This is a genomic window from Mycobacterium sp. NGS40 (assembly GCF_059812735.1).
The window spans coordinates 345,321-362,267 of sequence record NZ_JCALDG010000004.1; the positions used below are offsets into that span (position 1 = coordinate 345,321).

General features: G+C 64.9%; 15 protein-coding genes. 7 read left to right on the forward strand and 8 right to left on the reverse strand.

Features of this window, described 5'->3' with window-relative positions:
* Nucleotides 1-57: 57 nt before the first annotated feature.
* Nucleotides 58-612 carry an RNA polymerase sigma factor SigC gene (sigC, locus tag AC5Y5O_RS09255; RefSeq protein WP_243394144.1) on the forward strand — a complete coding sequence of 185 codons (555 nt, stop codon included), beginning with the start codon at nt 58-60 and terminating at the stop codon, nt 610-612.
* On the opposite strand, the gene AC5Y5O_RS09260 is transcribed toward sigC, so the two are convergent.
* The 4 genes from AC5Y5O_RS09260 to dprE2 are packed head-to-tail and all read right to left on the reverse strand — an operon-like array spanning nt 609 to nt 3,992.
* The gene (locus AC5Y5O_RS09260; RefSeq protein ID WP_096288378.1) at nt 609-1,334 is read right to left on the reverse strand and encodes a cobalt-precorrin-6A reductase; all 726 of its coding nucleotides are present in this window, start codon (nt 1,332-1,334) and stop codon (nt 609-611) included. The genes sigC and AC5Y5O_RS09260 overlap by 4 nt on opposite strands.
* Nucleotides 1,334-2,089 carry a precorrin-4 C(11)-methyltransferase gene (gene cobM, locus AC5Y5O_RS09265; RefSeq protein ID WP_096291190.1) on the reverse strand — a complete coding sequence of 252 codons (756 nt, stop codon included), beginning with the start codon at nt 2,087-2,089 and terminating at the stop codon, nt 1,334-1,336. Before cobM ends, AC5Y5O_RS09260 begins: the two co-directional genes overlap by 1 nt.
* Nucleotides 2,086-3,246, reverse strand: a complete 1,161-nt coding sequence (gene cbiE / locus AC5Y5O_RS09270; RefSeq protein ID WP_500024766.1) for a precorrin-6y C5,15-methyltransferase (decarboxylating) subunit CbiE — start codon at nt 3,244-3,246, stop codon at nt 2,086-2,088. Before cbiE ends, cobM begins: the two co-directional genes overlap by 4 nt.
* Nucleotides 3,243-3,992, reverse strand: a complete 750-nt coding sequence (gene dprE2 / locus AC5Y5O_RS09275) for a decaprenylphospho-beta-D-erythro-pentofuranosid-2-ulose 2-reductase (RefSeq protein ID WP_500024768.1) — start codon at nt 3,990-3,992, stop codon at nt 3,243-3,245. Before dprE2 ends, cbiE begins: the two co-directional genes overlap by 4 nt.
* A gap of 35 nt (nt 3,993-4,027) precedes the next feature.
* Here dprE2 and AC5Y5O_RS09280 point away from each other — a divergent pair, with 35 nt between their 5' ends.
* The 3 genes from AC5Y5O_RS09280 (at nt 4,028) to AC5Y5O_RS09290 (ending at nt 8,769) form a co-directional block, all read left to right on the forward strand.
* Nucleotides 4,028-4,441 (forward strand): F420-dependent biliverdin reductase, encoded by a 414-nt coding sequence (locus tag AC5Y5O_RS09280; protein WP_096288384.1) that lies wholly within the window; start codon nt 4,028-4,030, stop codon nt 4,439-4,441.
* Nucleotides 4,442-6,244: 1,803 nt separating this feature from the next.
* On the forward strand, nt 6,245-7,171 hold the full coding sequence (locus AC5Y5O_RS09285; RefSeq protein WP_500024770.1) for a hypothetical protein: 927 nt from the start codon (nt 6,245-6,247) through the stop codon (nt 7,169-7,171).
* 1,145 nt (nt 7,172-8,316) lie between these two features.
* Nucleotides 8,317-8,769 carry a hypothetical protein gene (locus tag AC5Y5O_RS09290; protein WP_500024772.1) on the forward strand — a complete coding sequence of 151 codons (453 nt, stop codon included), beginning with the start codon at nt 8,317-8,319 and terminating at the stop codon, nt 8,767-8,769.
* Nucleotides 8,770-8,903: 134 nt separating this feature from the next.
* Here the strand turns inward: AC5Y5O_RS09290 and AC5Y5O_RS09295 are convergent, their stop codons facing one another.
* On the reverse strand, nt 8,904-9,245 hold the full coding sequence (locus tag AC5Y5O_RS09295; protein WP_500024774.1) for a hypothetical protein: 342 nt from the start codon (nt 9,243-9,245) through the stop codon (nt 8,904-8,906).
* A 903-nt stretch (nt 9,246-10,148) separates the two neighbouring features.
* Between AC5Y5O_RS09295 and AC5Y5O_RS09300 the strand changes: the two genes are divergently transcribed.
* Both AC5Y5O_RS09300 and AC5Y5O_RS09305 read left to right on the forward strand, forming a co-directional pair.
* Nucleotides 10,149-10,940, forward strand: coding sequence for a DUF5631 domain-containing protein (locus AC5Y5O_RS09300; protein ID WP_133160865.1), 792 nt, complete (start codon nt 10,149-10,151; stop codon nt 10,938-10,940).
* Between the two features lie 11 nt (nt 10,941-10,951).
* Nucleotides 10,952-11,257, forward strand: a complete 306-nt coding sequence (locus AC5Y5O_RS09305; protein WP_096288400.1) for a DUF2563 family protein — start codon at nt 10,952-10,954, stop codon at nt 11,255-11,257.
* On the opposite strand, the gene AC5Y5O_RS09310 is transcribed toward AC5Y5O_RS09305, so the two are convergent.
* Nucleotides 11,254-12,381: a M24 family metallopeptidase gene (locus AC5Y5O_RS09310; RefSeq protein WP_096288402.1), complete on the reverse strand. Its 1,128-nt coding sequence runs from the start codon at nt 12,379-12,381 to the stop codon at nt 11,254-11,256. The two genes, AC5Y5O_RS09305 and AC5Y5O_RS09310, sit on opposite strands and share 4 nt — an antisense overlap.
* A gap of 35 nt (nt 12,382-12,416) precedes the next feature.
* Between AC5Y5O_RS09310 and AC5Y5O_RS09315 the strand changes: the two genes are divergently transcribed.
* Entirely contained in the window at nt 12,417-13,373 is a 957-nt protein-coding gene (locus AC5Y5O_RS09315; protein WP_096288404.1) for a 5'-3' exonuclease, read from the forward strand.
* Nucleotide 13,374: 1 nt separating this feature from the next.
* Here AC5Y5O_RS09315 and AC5Y5O_RS09320 read toward each other — a convergent pair whose 3' ends face one another.
* Nucleotides 13,375-14,118 carry a DUF4333 domain-containing protein gene (locus AC5Y5O_RS09320; RefSeq protein WP_096291192.1) on the reverse strand — a complete coding sequence of 248 codons (744 nt, stop codon included), beginning with the start codon at nt 14,116-14,118 and terminating at the stop codon, nt 13,375-13,377.
* 55 nt (nt 14,119-14,173) lie between these two features.
* Nucleotides 14,174-16,930, reverse strand: a complete 2,757-nt coding sequence (locus AC5Y5O_RS09325) for a DEAD/DEAH box helicase (protein WP_500024811.1) — start codon at nt 16,928-16,930, stop codon at nt 14,174-14,176.
* Nucleotides 16,931-16,947 lie beyond the last annotated feature (17 nt).

Consider the following 16,947-nt stretch of genomic DNA (forward strand, 5'->3'; position numbering starts at 1 on the left):
ACGTCTACGACGGCCCGTCGTAGACTGATCGAACCCGCGCAACTAAGGTGGTTGGCCATGACCGCGTCCAGCGACGACGAGGCCGTGACCGAACTGGCCTTGGCAGCCGCACGCGGGAACGAGCGAGCTCTCGAGGCATTCATCAAAGCCACCCAGCAAGACGTGTGGCGGTTCGTCACCTACCTTTCCGACGCGGGCAACGCCGACGATCTGACTCAGGAAACCTTCCTGCGGGCAATCGGGGCGATCGAGCGGTTCTCCGGCCGCTCCAGTGCCCGCACCTGGCTGCTGTCCATCGCGCGCCGCGTGGTCGCCGATCACATCCGCCACGTCCAGTCGCGGCCGCGCACCGCCCCGGGTGCTAATCCCGAGCACGTACGCAACAGCGACCGGCACGCGCGCGGATTCGAGGACCTGGTCGAGGTGACGACGATGATCGCCAACCTCACTCCCGAGCAACGCGAGGCCCTGCTGCTGACCCAGCTGCTCGGGCTGCCCTACGCCGACGCCGCCGCCGTGTGTGGCTGCCCGGTGGGCACCATCCGGTCCCGTGTCGCCCGGGCCCGCGATGCACTGATGGCCGACGCGGAACGCGACGACCTCACCGGTTAGGCCTGGCGCGCAACCCAATCCGCCGCCTGTTCGACGGTGTCGGCCTTGAGCACGCCGTCCGGCAGTGGCGGTCGCTGGACCATGACCACCGGAATGCCCAGTGCCGCAGCCGCATCCAGCTTCGCCTTCGTCATGTCGCCACCGCTGTTCTTGGTCACCAGGGCGTCGATGCCGTGCTCGCGCATGAGGACGATTTCGTTGTCGTAGTCGTACGGCCCACGGGACAACAGCACCTGGTGACTGCGGGGTAGGTCGGCCTTCTCCGGTTCGGTGACCGCGCGGATCAGGAACCATGCGTCGCTTTTCGCGAAGGCCTTGGTTCCCGAGCGGCCAGTGGTGAGAAATATCCGTTCATACCGTTGGCTGGCAACGGCTTTCGCGGCTTCGCTATCGGACTTTACGACCTGCGCGGCGCCGGGTTCCCAGGCCGGGCGGGCCAGCACCAGGTGCTTGATGCGCAGTTCTGTGCAGGCCTGCGCGGCGTGCGCGGTCATGGTCGCCGCGAAGGGGTGGGTGGCGTCGACGACGGCATCGATGTCGTGTTCTCGCAACCAGTTTTTGAGGCCGTCGACGCCACCGAATCCGCCGATGCGCACTTCGCCGACGGGCAGCGCCGGGTCGGGGACTCGCCCGGCCAGCGAGCTGATCACGTCGACGTCGGGGTGCAAGACTTTGGCGAGCGCGCGCCCCTCAGCGGTGCCACCGAGCAGCAGTACCCGCATCAGTGCCGACTCCCGCGGGTTCGCCCGGCCGAGTACAGGTAGCTGTCCGTATAGCCCTCGGCGGCAAGCACATCGCCGACGATGATGACGGCGGTCTTGGTGATGCCGGCCTGGTGCATTTGGTCGGCGATGTTCTCTAGCGTGCCGCGCAGGGTCATTTCTTGCGGCCAGCTTGCGAAAGCCACGACAGCTGTTGGGGTTTCGGGCGGGTAGCCGCCTTGCAGGAGTTGCGGAACAATGGCGTCGATCTGAGCGGCGGCCAAATGCAGCACCAGCGTGCCGCCGGATTGGGCGAGGGTGGGCAGGTCTTCACCGGCGGGCATGGCCGTCGACAGCGTCGATACCCGGGTCAGCGTGACGGTCTGCGCCACTCCCGGGACGGTGAGCTCTTTCTTCAGGACAGCCGCTGCAGCCGCGAAAGCCGGTACACCGGGCACGATTTCGTAGCCGATTCCCAGCGCTTCGAGCCGGCGGCATTGCTCGGCCACCGCGCTGTACAGCGACGGATCGCCGGAGTGCAGTCGAGCGACGTCGTGGCCTTTGTCGTTCGCATCGGCGAGTTCGGCGACGATCTGCTCGAGCGTCAACGGTCCGGTGTCAACGATTTTCGCGCCGGGCGGGCACAGGGCCAAGAGGTCGTCCGGCATGATCGAGCCCGCGTAGAGGCATGTTTCACATCGTTGCAGCAATCGTTGGCCGCGAACGGTGATCAGGTCGCCGGCCCCGGGGCCGGCGCCGATGAAGTATACCGTCACTTCGTCACCGCCCACTGAGTGACCGGGTATTGCGGGCGCCAGCCGGTGAAGCCGCCCAGCGGTTCACCCTGATAGAGCTGAAAACGTCGCAGTTCACCGCCGAGTCGTGAATATGCCTGCAGTAGTTCAGCTTCCGATTCTATGGTCACGACATTGGCGACCAGGCGCCCTCCTTGTGCAAGTCGCTCAAGGCAAGCGTCGAGGAGGCCTTGATGGGTCAGGCCGCCACCGATGAAGATGGCGTCCGGCTTTGCGGCGCCGTCGAACTGGCCGGGCGCTTCGCCCCGCACCTCGACGGTGACGCCGAAGGCGGCGGCATTGAACTCGATGTTCTTGCGGCGCTGCTCGTCACGCTCGAACACCACTGCGGTGCAACCCGGCCAACTGCGACACCATTCGACCGCGATGCTGCCCGAGCCCGCGCCCACGTCCCACAATCGCTCACCGGGCCGTGGTTGCAGAGCCGCGAGGGTGACCGCGCGCACGCCCTGTTTGCTGATCTGCCCGTCGTGAGCGAACGCTTCGTCGGGCAACGGCGTGATGCGTTCGTCGGGCAGATAGCGGACGGCGATCACGTTGAGGTCGTCGATGTCGTCGTCGGCCCAGTCGCGGGCGATGCCGTCGCGGCGGCGTTCGGCCGGGCCGCCCAGTTGTTCGAGCACGCTGAACTCGGAATCACCGCGGCCGTGCGCGATGAGTAATTCGCTCAAGGCTTTCGGCGTGGACCCGCTCTGCGACAGCACGATCGCTTGTCCGCCGCGGCGTACCGCGGTGCTCGGCGCCGCGGTGACGAGGCTGATCACCTCGGTGTCGTGGACGTTCCAGCCCATTCGGGCGCACGCCAGCGTCACCGACGAGACGTGCGGTAATACTTTGATCTTTTCCGTGCCGTGCAGGCGGATCAGCGTGCCGCCGATGCCGTGCAGCAGTGGGTCGCCGCTGGCGACGACGTGAATGTCTGGGCCGTCGAGCGGAAGTGCTTGCAGGGCGGGCATCATCGGAGACGGCCACTCTCTGCGTTCGGCGGTGAGTGTTTCGTCGAGCAGTTTCAGCTGTCGTTCGGCGCCGTAAATGACTGTGGCCATTTGCAATTCGTGCTTTGATTCTGCGGATAGGCCGGCCATGCCGTCGGCGCCGATGCCGACCACGACGATCATCGCGGCATCCTGCGCCAGAGGAACTGCGGCAGCATCCGCATCACGGCCGCCGCAGGTCCCAGCGCCCACGGGATCCACACCGTTCGCCGACCCTTGTCGAGGGCTTGGGCCGTTGCGGCGGCCACCTGCTGCGGGGTGCTGGACAGCGGTGCCGGGGTCATGCCCTCCGTCATACGCCCGATCACGAAGCCGGGGCGCGAGATGAGCAGGTGCACCCCGCTGCCGTGCAGCGCGTCGGCCAAGCCGCTGGCGAAGCCGTCCAGGCCGGCCTTCGCTGAACCGTAGACGTAGTTTGCCCGACGTACCCGTGCGCCCGCGATCGAGGAGAACACCACCAACGAGCCCCGGCCCGCGGTGCGCATGGCGTTGGCCAGATGGGTGAGCATGCTGACCTGGGCGACGTAGTCGGTGTGCACGACGGCCACCGCGTGTGCGGCATCGGCCTCGGCGCGGGTCTGATCGCCCAGGATTCCGAAGGCCAGCACCGCGGTGGCAATGGGTCCGTGCTCGGCGATGACCGCTGCGACCAGCGGGGCGTGCGAGGCGAGGTCGTCGGCGTCGAACTCCCTGGTGTGGACCGCTTTCGCGCCGGCGGTTCTGACGGCGGCGACCTGCTCGTCGAGCTGATCGGCTCGGCGAGCGGCCAGCACCACCGTTGACCCTTTGGCAAGGCGGCATGCGAGCTCGATACCGATCTCGCTGCGGCCGCCGAGAATTAGAACTGGACCTGCGCCCGTGTCGTCCACGGCTGCGATTATCACCTGCGCTAGCGTGAGCGGTGATGGCGAACACTACGACGCGGCTGACCAACGATGCTTTGGCGTTCCTGTCCGAGCGTCACCTGGCGATGCTGACCACGCTGCGCGCTGACAACTCGCCGCATGTGGTGGCCGTCGGATTCACCTTCGACCCGGTGACTCACATCGCGCGGGTGATCACCAGCGGGGGCACGCAGAAGGCCGTCAACGCCGACCGTGCCGGGGTGGCCGTGCTCAGCCAGGTCGACGGCGCGCGCTGGATTTCGCTTGAAGGCCGGTCCAAGGTCAACAACGACGCCGATGCCGTGCGCGACGCGGAGCTACGGTATGCGCAGCGCTATCGCACGCCGCGCCCAAACCCGCGACGCGTGGTCATCGAGGTTCAGATCGAGCGAGTGCTCGGGTCGTCAGATCTGCTGGACCGCGGCGGCGAGTAGTTTTAGCCGTTCCCGCTTGCCGGCGTTCGAACTCAGTGCCCGAAGTGTCGTCCCAGAACTTGGGGGACAACTCAGTCACCCGATCTTCCGGCGGGACAGCATCCCTTTGCCGTCGGAATTCCGCGAAGATCTCACGGGCGCGTGATAACTCAGCCTCGGACGGCGGGGTGCGGCCCAGTTCTTCGGGTGTGGTGAAAGTCTTTCCACCAATTTTCCTACTCAAGTGCCGACTCCCATCTCCGTGCGGCGAATGACACACGTGATTAGTATTCTCCCAGCCTGAAGACATCGGTCGCGGTACAGTCACTCCACCGTCAACGGTAAGCGCACCAGAGCTCCTCAGCAATCCGCTTCTGCGACTTACCGATTCGGCAAAATGCTGGCGGGTGAATTGACTGATCCGATCGCCATAGTTAGCGTCACCACCAGCGACCTCAGGTCCGAGATTTCGCCTGCGATTTCGAAATCGTGGTCAGCTACGTGCTTAAGGAGGCGACATGCCGCTACCCGACGCGACTCCCAGCAGCAAGGACGCAGCGCCTGTGCTGGGCGCCACGGGACATTCGAGGACTGCAACACACGACCGGATGAAGTTGCGAGTCTTGTTATGCATCATGCCGAGCGGAGCAACTACACCACTAGTCCAGTCGTGGCCTCTCTTTGTGGATGACGCCCGCGGACCAGCGGCAGGTCTCTGGTGGCACAGGCCAATTGGGGACGCAGCTCTTGAGCTGTCCTTCAACGATCAGGGGCCGGCGCCTACGGTTCCTACCCCTCCACATAACGGTCACCTGCCCCCTGTGACGCCCATCGGCCCAGCCCTCGTCGCGAGTCCACCGGGTATGTATCCCCTCGGACCTGTTGATAGTCCACCGCAAATCGGCGTGCACGATTCCGTTCTAGTTTTGCCGCAGCTGCCGGCCTGATAGAAAGAGTTGATTGAGCCGAATGAAAGAGCCAGTCGACTGGATACGAACAGTCTTTCTCGGCGCAATCTCTGGCGGCTTTCTTTGGGCGATCATGTTAACGGTGCCGCTTTCTGCGATACACGGAGGTACAACGACGCGCGATTTCTACACATTTGTCTCCGCTGTATCGATCGGCATCATCATCGTTGGATTTACCCTGTACTCCAGGGCAAGGACGTCACTCTGGCGCAGTACAGCGATCGGAATTATTTTGGCGCCCCTGACCGGATGGTCGATCTTATTGATCCTTACTATGACCGTAGTATTGCCTAGGCAAGGTATGTACTGAAGTGGGATCCGCGGGGCGCAGCGACTCATTCAAGTACGCCCAGGATCATCCGATCCAGCTCCTAGCCGGACTTTTTGCCGGTGTCATGTCAACGCTTCTCACATTCGGTTTGTTGTGGTTCTTTGCGCCCATCCTGCCCTTGACGTTATGCGGAATTACTATGCTGTTCCGACGCACGAAAGCATTTTCTATAGGTGCCCTAGCCGCGTTTGCTGGCGTTGTTGCTTTCGTCGGGTCATTCGCAATCTTGACTGTCATATTGTCGCTCGCAATTGGATCGACGCCGCCACCATCTGCAGGTTTCCGCTAAGGGTGTGGTCGTGAACGTCTGTGGTGAATTGACCAGCATCGGTGGCAGGGTTAGCCTCGCCATCAGGGCATAAGGGGGCAGGGCGCTCACGTCGGATCCGCAAAGTCCGGAGAGCACGGGCGGCTCGACGGTCGTAGCGACATGACACTCTTGGTAGCGGGGAGGCTAACGATGCTGATCGGCACAACCAATCAGACCTTCGTTTCGGTCCACCCAATTGCGCACGGGAGGAAGCCATGAGCGGTGGCGACGATGAAATTCGGATAATTCTCGAGCATCTGGCCCAGTTGACGGGGCAACCGCCACCACCAGGGATCACGCCCGACCAGCTAGCGATGGGAACTGTTCCCTTGAGTCAGCTGCTGAGACTAGTTGGCCTCGCGGCTAACGGCGGCGATCCCAGAGATATGACCGACGCGCAAACCGGATACGCCGAACGCGGCGCGAAAGCCGGCGACGCGATGGCCAAATTCCCTGCCAACGAAGCAGAGTCCGCCGGGAAGTTGGGCGGCGCAGGCAGCCCTGCCGAGATGGCTCAGCAGATTCCGCAGATGATCTCCGGCGTTGCTGGCGGTATCTCGGGCGCCATGCAAGGTTTGCTTCAACCGCTAAGCCAGCTTCCGCAGCAGGCTGCCCAGATCGGGCAGCAGATGATGCAAGCCGGTATGGGTGCGATGCAGCACGGCGCGGGTGAAGCGGCTGCCATTCCAGGTGAACTGACAGGATCCACCAGCGGCGCAGGCGCGGGCGGTGGCGGTTTTGGAGGCGGCGGACTCGGCGGCGCCACCACGCCAACGGGGAGTCTCAGTCCGCTTCCAGCCCCATCAGCCGGTACTGAGCCAGCATCATCGCGTACCAGCTCAGTTACGCCACCAAGTGCTGCCGCCCCAACGAGTGCTTCGAGAGGCGGGATGGGCGCGATGCCGATGATGCCGCCGGGTGCAATGCACGGGGCGGGTGGTGGTGGCAAGGACGAGAAGCCCGACACCAAACGGATTGTCGCGCCGTCGGTAAAGAATGGAGCGCCGGTCCAGGGGCGTATCACCACACCGCGGCCAGGGCCTGAGGTCGTCAAACGTGTTGAGGGCAAACCGGTTGCGAGTCGGCGGATTATCCTGCCCGACCCTAAGCGCGATGACGACGACAAGGATGCGAACAGCTAGGATCAGGCGTCGTGATTTTCGGAATCTTCACCACCAGATCTGTTGCCCAGGAACATATTTCGAATGCCAATATCTTCTCAGCGTGTTGATCTCTATGGTCTACTTCATGCCGTCAGCACCCTGCGCGCGGGCGCAAAGCCCGACTACCCAAATCTCGCTTGAGAGATACGATCAGGCAGTGTCGAACTTTCCTCCTCTTCCGTCCGCACAGCCCCCAGTGCCACCCTGGCCGCCACAGGGTCCGCCTGTGCAGAAACGTCCCGTCGGGTGGCTAGCGATTGCGGCACTCGCGTTGGCACTTGTCGCAATTGGCGTTGCAATCGGCTCGTGGTTTCGCCCAATTCCGGACAATAGATCCACCGCCGCACCACAGGCGCCCACCTATACCGACCAGCAAGTTGCCGCAGCAAAAGCGCATGTGTGCACTGCCTATCATCAAGTTCGTCGAGCACTCGACGTAGCTGGCGCTCGGAACGGAGGCAGCGACCCGACCGCGACCCTCTCTATTGCTACGGCTTCAAGGCAAGCGCTCGAGGTCGGCGCCCAGTACCTCCAAAACAAGATCGGGGAGGAACCCGCAACGAGTCCCGATCTCGCGACAGCGGTCCGGAAGTTGGCGGGCCTGTATCAGCAAATTACGGTTAGTTATCTCGGCGATGCTGGCGATTCCGAAATAAACCCTCTTCGGCAGGCGGCCGAACAACCAGCAGGAGCAATTGATGAGTTGTGCAAATAAAATTTCGTCGGCGAGAACTTCCTTATCGCAAGATTAAATAGGCATTAGAACAAAAAATCGTTAAACACGATCGTCCAATTATGCGATTGGTGTGCGGGATAGGTTCCAAAGAATAGAACAGTAAACCGCGGTGCTCCGGCAGCACTTATTAATGCCGAGCCTTTGTCATTTTCCCCCTGATCAAACGTAGTTAACAAGCTATCGACCGCAGCACTTCCCCCTATCGAAATCTTCGGGCCAAAATGAACTGGAACTTGCAACAGGCGTCAGGCAACGGCGGGTGACTACCGCACGCGCGAACCGACGATACGATTAAGCCATGTCGGACTTGCCTCCGCTCCCTAAGACTTCACCGAACCCGCCCCCATGGCCGGCCACAATGGCAACCACATACAGACGGATGTTGCCGATGGTCACGATCTTCGCCATCGCCCTGCTCGCTACGCTCGGTATCGCGATTGCCGGCTGGTTCCGACCTGAACAGCCCAAACCTCCGCGGCCTCAGACCTACAGCAGCCAACAGATTGCCGACGCCAAGGCAACAATGTGTGCCGCCTGCGAGAAAGTGCATTCCGCCGTCCGCGGAAACTTCGCACGCGACCAAGGCGCCGATCCAAACCAGCGACTTCTAGTTGCTGTGACCGGCCAGCAAGCGCTACTCGCAGGAAGTGTGTACCTTCAAACCACGCTTTCGGAACAAGCAGCAACGCCAAATGATCTGGCATTCGCTGTGCGAAAGCTGATCGATGTATTCCAAAGCCTCGCGGTCGATTATTTGAATGGGCATGGCAGTCCACAAGTTGATCCGTCACTGCGCACTGGAGACGAGGCGACTGTCGCAATCCAAGGGATATGCAAATGATCTTCCCTCCCGGAAAATACTCAGTACCCATTGTTGGTGATCAATGGGTTTCTGACCAAGAGCTGATGGCACTTTTGCACGGCAAAACGAACCGCGGAAATACCAAAGCCGGATTTTCCAATTATGCGGATATGTTACGTAACGCCCAATCTGGTCCGCTTGCCGACCAGCGAGGCCACACCGCGGATGATCTTCGGAATGCCTATCGCCGGGGCGAAGACCAGGCACGACAGGTTTCCCAAAGAAATGGCGTAAAAGAGAGCTCCTACGGCACTGCCTACGACAGTATGGTGAGCCTCCAACACGATCTGAGTAACATCGCCCGAGAGGGCAACGAACGGATCAAAGAGATCGAAGAATCCAAGGAGCCCGTCGAAACCAAGGTCCCGCAGATCGTCGCCGCGATTCAGCAGTACCGCGTCATGGCCAACATGGTTGCAGCCAAGTACTCCGGCAACGTGTTTGACGCAATGCAACAGATCCTTGATGCCGAGGGAACCGGGCAGTCAGCTCGCCAGTTCGCACACGCCCACGGCCTTGACGTCGGGCAGATGTTTCGACCGCCCCAGGACGAAACGCAATTAGTGAATCAGGTTCGGCACGACCTGGAAGGTATCGTTCCCAAGGCCGACATCCCCAGCAATGCCGGCAGCACAGCACCCGTTGGATTCGTTGCACCGCATGGCACAGGCGAACCGCCTGCGGCAACCCCAAACAACCTCGCTTCGGTTCCCGGAACCGTGCCCGGGCAGCAACCAGTACCGCAGGCGACCGTCGCCGACCGCCTCCCCAAAAATTTTCGGTCTCCGCCGGTTCCTAATGCCATACCGGGAGGACCGCCACAAACGGGCCCGCTCGCCGGTAACGCCGGCGCCCCGACGTCGGTCCCACGACTAGGCGGTAGTTCCACTCCATCGATATCTGGAGCTGGCGCTTCGTTACCGTCCACTGGTGCAACCCCACTAACCGGTGCAGCCGGCGCCGCACCGACCGCGCCCGCGAGCCCCGTCCAGCCCGTCACGCCAGCCGACTTGGTGCATAGCTTTGACAAGGGAATGCAAGCGGGAACACCGATTTCGGCGACTGCTGGCGCAATGCCACCGCCTCAGACCGCAGAGCCGCAAGCCCCGCCGACCGCACCCACGTCCGGCATGGGCAGCGCGCCAGTCAACGCACCGGCATATGAGGCACCGCCGGTCGCCCACGCAACGACCCCGGACGCGACCCCGGCACCGCAGGTCGTTGCGGGACCATCCGCACCAGCTGCCCCCACCGCTCCCGCACCCTCGGGTCCGCTGCCTGCTTACGCCTCCGACATTCGGCCGGCGGTCCCCGCGGCCTCGGCCCCTGTCGTCCCGTCGAGCGCAGCGCCCTCCGCAATGGCAAGCTCCGCGCCGGTCCATCCCTCAGCAGGACAGGCGAGCCCCGCCGGCCCCACGGTCGTGCGTCAGACGCCGACCCCGGCCCCGCCGTCGTCGCCGTCCAGTTTGGGCACCGAGGCCGTCGCGGCGACAGCTACCGGCGCTGTCGCCGGGGCCGCCTCTGCCAACGCTGCCGAGCGGGCACGGCTGGAACGATTCGTCGCCGCGGTCGCCCGTCAGCAGCCCCGACTGGCCTGGGCAGCCGGTGACCGGGCCGACGAAACTACCGTGCTCACAACCGATCTCGCCAGCGGCTGGATCCCACCGGGCATCGAGCTCCCAGCCGCGATCACGCTGCTCTCCCCCGAACGTCGCCGCGGAGATATCGAAACTCTGCTCGGTGAAGTCACTCTCGCCGCCGGTTACACCCCGATCCACCTCGTCCCCGAGGAGGACGAGCCGATACCCACGTCGCCACGACCGCGGCGACTGCCCGACATCGACGAACTCGGTTGGGAATTGAACCAAGCAACGCAGTGGCGCGATGGCCTGCCGCGATTAGCCCACACCCTGGCCAAGGCCGCCACCAGCGGCACCGGCGTGCTGGACAAAGAGGTCGAGCTTCTACAGACGCATCTGCGCGAGGTCAGCACCCGCGTTCTGGACAGCTACCCGGACAACGTCGACTTCCACGATGTCGGCAACTGGCAGCTGCTGGCCGCGATCGAAGCCCTTGTGGCCGGCGACAAGTCGGCCGCTAACTATCACCTCGCCTGGTTCCAGGCCTGTAGCACCTCGATGAGCCAGTAAGGAGGGCAGCGATGTTCGTCGACATGGGATTACTGCACTCGGGCGGAAACCAGACCCACCGCGCGGGTGGCCACGCGCAAGACGCGGCCAGTCGCCTGTCGCGGGGACCGGTCATGTCGGGAATGTTCGGCGACTTTCCCGCCGCCGACCAGTTTCACGAAGCGGTGAGCGTAGCCCACGGTAACCACGTGAAAAGCCTTCAGTCCCATAGGGAAACGCTGACCTCGATCGGCGGGAAGGCGCACCAAGCCGCCGCCGGCTTCACCGAGATGGAAGAGCATAATACTGCCGAAGTGCGGGCCGTCTACCCCACCTAGGACACGGGCACCACGACCAGCTCGTGCGGGCGGTTGTTGACGGGCAGTGCGCCGTCCTCGGTCACGATGACGATGTCTTCGATGCGCGCACCCCAGCTACCCGGAAAGTAGATTCCCGGTTCGATCGAAAAGGCCATTCCCGCAGTCAACGGCAGATCATTGCCCTTGACGATGTACGGCTCTTCGTGCACCGAGAGCCCAATGCCGTGGCCGGTGCGGTGCACGAAATATTCACCCAACCCGGCTGAGGTCAACACATCGCGCGCAGCGGCGTCGACCTGCTCGGCGGTCACTCCCGGACGAACCGCCTCGAGCGCCGCCTGCTGTGCCTGCTGCAGCAGCGAATACTGCTGCGCGACAACAGCATCGGGCTCTCCCAGGCTGTAGGTACGCGTCGAGTCGGAATGGTATCCGGGCTCGTAGGCTCCGCCGATGTCGACGACGACAATGTCACCGGCCTGCAGTTCGCGATCCGAATAACTGTGGTGCGGGTCGGCCCCATGCGGTCCGGAGCCGACGATGATGAAGGACACATCCGAATGCCCTTCGGCGACAATGGCTTCGGCAATGTCGGCGGCCACGTCGGCTTCGGTGCGGCCCGGGATCAAAAACTCCGGCACCCGGGCGTGTACCCGGTCGATGGCCGAACCGGCCTTGCGCAGCGCGTCGATCTCGCACTCCTCCTTGACCATCCGCAGCGAGCGCAGGATGTCGGTCGCCAACACCGGCAACACGCCGAGCACCCCGGCCAGCGGCAACAGATGCAACGCCGGCATCGAGTCGGTGACGGCAATAGCGGCAGGGCCACCACCCAATGCCCCAAGAACCAACTGGTACGGATCGTCGCCGTCGACCCAATCGCGCACCGCCACGCCCAGTTCCGTCATGGCCGATCCCTTGAGCGAAGCCAGCTCCAGCCGCGGCACCACGACGGTCGGCTCACCCGAGGCCGGCACCACCAGCGCGGTCAGCCGCTCGAACGTCTGCGCACGCGAGCCGCTGAGATAGCGCAGGTCGTATCCCGGGGTGATCACCAGGCCGTCGAGGCCGGCCTGGGCGGTCGCCGCGGCGGCCGCTGCCAGACGACGGGCATAGACCTCGGCGTCGAATCGGTGAGAGTCCATGGCAGCCAGGCTAACCGCGCTGGCAGGATAGCCGCATGCCCGCACCTCTGTGCCTCCTCGACGGCGCCAGCATGTGGTTCCGCTCGTATTTCGGGGTGCCGTCGTCGATCACCGCCCCCGACGGCCGGCCGGTCAACGCCGTCCGGGGATTCATCGACTCGATGGCCGTCGTCATCACCCAGCAACGGCCGAAAAGACTGGCGGTCTGCCTCGACCTGGACTGGCGCCCGCAGTTTCGGGTCGACCTGATCCCGTCGTACAAGGCGCATCGGGTGGCCGAGCCGGAACCCGAAGGCACGCCCGACATCGAGGAGGTGCCCGACGAGCTGACACCGCAGGTCGACATGATCATCCAACTGCTGGACGCGTTCGGGATTGCGACGGCCGGTTCGGAGGGCTTCGAGGCCGACGACGTACTCGGCACGCTGGCCGCGCAGGAACGCGACGACCCGGTCGTCGTGGTCAGCGGGGACCGCGACCTGCTGCAGGTGGTGACCGACGACCCGGTCCCGGTTCGGGTGCTCTACCTGGGCCGCGGCCTGGCCAAAGCCACCCTGTTCGGGCCCACCGAGGTGGCCGAAAACTACTCGGTGCCAGTCGACCGCGCCGGGCCGGCCTACGCCGAACTCGCGCTGCTGCGCGGCGACCCGTCCGATGGCCTGCCGGGTGTGCCGGGGATCGGCGAGAAGACGGCCGCCACCCTGTTGGCCCAGCACGGCTCGCTGGATCAGATCCTGGCCGCCGCCCACGACCCGAAATCCAAGCTCGCCAAGGGCTTGCGGGCGAAACTGCTGGGCGCGACCGACTACATCGAGGCCGCCGGCCAGGTGGTGCGGGTGGCTACCGACGCACCGATCGCCTTGTCGACGCCCACCGACGAATTACCGCTGGTCGCCGCCGACCCGCAGCGCACCGCGGCGCTGGCGACGGAATTCGGCGTGGGGTCCTCGGTCGCCCGACTGCAGAAAGCGCTCGACTCGTTGCCGCAGTGAGTTACTGCGGCCGACCGACCTCGTAGGTGCCCTTGTCGTCCTGGAAGGTCACCGTCACGCGCTTCTGAGCCCCGTCGATGCTGACGGCGCAGTCAAAGGTGGCGCCCTTGGTCACGGTGGGATCGGCGCCGTTGTTACACTTGACGTCCTTGACGTTCTTGGCGCCATAGCCGTTGGTTTCGTCGGTCAGCACCTGCTGCACACCGGCCTGGGCTTTGTTGACGTCCAGCTTGGTGGTGACGAAGAAGCCGGGCTCCCAGAATCCGAGCACCAGCACCACCGCGATCAGCAGGAAGGCGACCGCACCGCCGATGCCGGCGATCAGGCCCATCGAGCGCTTCTTCTGCGGCTGACCCGGGTACTGCTGCGGGTACTGACCGTACTGGCCCGGCTGACCGTATTGGCCGTACTGACCGGGCTGCTGACCGTACTGACCAGGCTGGCCGTACTGACCGGGCTGACCATATTGACCCGGCTGGCCGTACTGGCCGGGCTGACCGTACTGCTGCTGCTCGGGCTGCCCGTACCCCGGCTGCGGTTGCTGGGGGTACGGCTGCTGGTACTGGGGGTACTCGGCGGGCGGCGTATACGCCGGCGCCTGCCAGGTCCCTTCCTGGGCCGGGGGTTGCTGCTGTTGCCAGGGCGAGCCCACCTGACCCACCTGAGTCGGTTCCTGGGAGCGATCGCCACCCTCGCCGGGCGGCTGCCACTGCTGGCCCGGGTCCGATCCGTGCGGTCCGCTCATCATTTCTCCTCAATCACCTTGTGTCCTGGCCCTGTAACGGTAGCTCGGAGCCAGCCTACCCGGCGTCAACTGCGACGACGCCGCGCCGAACATCGTTGATGGCCCGCTTCGCCGTGGCCCGCAGTTCGGCATCCGGCGCGGCATTGCGAACCTGGTCCAACAGGTCGAGCACCTGGCGACACCACCGTACGAAATCGCCTGCCAATAACGGGGAACCGCTGCCGGTCGCGTCGGCCGCAGCCAGCGAGGCGGCCAGATCGCCGGTCCGGGCCCAGCGGTAGACGACGGTGACGAAACCGTCGTCGGGTTCTCGGCTCGGTGCGATGCGATGTGTTTGCTCGTCGGCGCGCAGCGCGAATGACAACTTCGCGGTCTGCAGCAACGCCTGCCGCAACCGCGGCGTGGGCGCCTCGGCCGCAAACGGAGCGCTGGGCCCGTCACCGCCGCGGGTCTCGTAGAGCACCGACGAGACGACGGCGGCCAACTCGGCGGGCTTCAGCTCCGCCCACGCGCCGGTGCGCAGGCATTCGGCGACCAGCAGATCGCTCTCGCTGTAGATCCGGGCCAACAGCCGACCGTCGTCGGTGACGCGCGGATCACCCGCGGAGCCCTGGATGAACTCGCGTTCGGTGAGCAGCCCGACGATCCGGTCGAACGTGCGCGCCAGCGAGTTGGTGGCGGCGGCGACCTTCTTTTCCAGCTGCGCGTTGTCGCGTTCGATGCGCAGATAGCGCTCGGCCTCACGAACCTGTGCCTCGACGCCGGGGCTGTTATGCGCCGGGTGGCGGCGCAACTCCTCCCGCAACGACGCCAGCTCCGGGTCGTGGAAGCCGCCGTCGGGATCCGCGGCGCGACGACGCGACGGAACGTTGAGCCCAGCCGCGGCCGATCGCAGCGCCGAAGCCAGATCGCGGCGCACCCTCGGCTGACGATGTTCGACGCGCTTGGGCAACGACATCGACCCCAGCGGCGCCGAGGCACCCGAGTAGTCGGCCGACGAAATCCGGCCCGCCCAGCGGTGTTCGGTGAGCACCAACGGCCGCGGGTCGTCGCCGTCGCGCGCCGATTCCAGCACCACCGCCAGGCCGCTGTGCCGGCCGTTGGTGATCGTGATGATGTCGCCGCGGCGCAATCCGGCCAGCGCGTCGTTGGCTGCCTGGCGCCGGTGCAGTCGCGACGCCCGGGACTGCGCGCGTTCCATCTCGGTGATGCGTGCGCGCATCCGGGCGTATTCCAGGATCGGCGCGTCGGCCCCACCGAGTTCGGCGGCGATCTCGTCTTGCATCCGCTTGCCGCGGTCGATGCCTTTCACCAAACCGACGACAGACCGGTCGGCCTGGTACTGCGCGAACGATTGCTCCAGCAGTTGGTGCGCCTGCTCCGGACCCATGTGCTGGACCAGGTTGATCGTCATGTTGTACGACGGCGCGAACGAGCTTTTCAGCGGGAACGTCCGGGTGGACGCCAGCCCGGCCACCGCCGACGGCTCGGAGGTCTCCTCGGTGGGATGCCAAAGCACCACCGCGTGCCCCTCGACGTCGATCCCGCGCCGGCCGGCCCGGCCGGTCAGCTGCGTGTACTCCCCCGGCGTCAGCGGCACGTGCGCCTCGCCGTTGAACTTCACCAGCCGCTCGAGCACCACCGTGCGGGCCGGCATGTTGATGCCCAGCGCCAGGGTTTCGGTGGCGAACACCGCCTTGACCAGCCCGGCCGTGAACAGTTCCTCGACGGTGTGCCGGAAGGCCGGCAACATGCCGGCGTGGTGGGCCGCCAACCCGCGCAGCAACCCCTCCCGCCACTCGTAGTAGCCCAGCACCGCGAGATCGGCTTCGGCGAGGTCGCCGCAGCGGTGGTCGATGACCTCGGCGATCTGGGCGCGTTCCTCCTCGCTGGTGAGCCGCAGCGGCGAGCGCAGGCACTGCTGCACAGCGGCATCGCACCCCGCGCGCGAGAACACGAACGTGATGGCCGGCAACAGCCCCTCGGAGTCCAGCGTCGCGATCACGTCGGGTCGCGCGGGCGGCCGGTAAAACCGTGGGCGCTCGGGGCGGCCCCTGCCCGACTGCCGGCGAGGACCACGCCAATCACCCATCCGGTCGGCTTCGCGGCGGTGCGCAATGTGGCGCAGCAGTTCGGGATTTACCCGCGGCTGACGATCCGCGGCCGGTTTCTCGTTCTCGTAGTCGAACAGGTCCAGCAGGCGCCTGCCGACCAATACGTGTTGCCACAGCGGCACCGGCCGGTGCTCGTCGACGACGACCGTGGTGTCGCCGCGCACAGTCTGGATCCAGCCGCCGAACTCCTCGGCGTTGCTCACCGTCGCCGACAGGCTGACCAGCCGCACCTCCTCGGGCAGATGCAGGATCACCTCTTCCCACACCGGACCCCGCATCCGGTCGGCAAGGAAATGCACCTCGTCCATCACCACATGGGAAAGTCCTTGCAGCGCAGCCGAATCCGCGTAAAGCATGTTGCGCAGCACCTCGGTGGTCATCACCACCACGGGCGCGTCGGCATTCAGCGACACGTCACCGGTCAACAGCCCGATCCGGTCGCGACCGTAGCGTGCCGTCAGGTCGGTGTGCTTCTGGTTGCTCAATGCCTTGATCGGAGTGGTGTAGAAGCACTTACTGCCGGCGGCCAGCGCCAGGTGCACGGCGAATTCGCCGACCACTGTCTTGCCGGCACCCGTTGGCGCACAAACCAATACGCCGTGACCGCGTTCTAGCGCCGCACACGCCCGGGTCTGGAAATCGTCGAGCCCAAACGGCAATTCCGCGGTGAACCGTGGCAGCTCGGTCAGTTCGGTCACGCCGCCGTCAGGTGGTG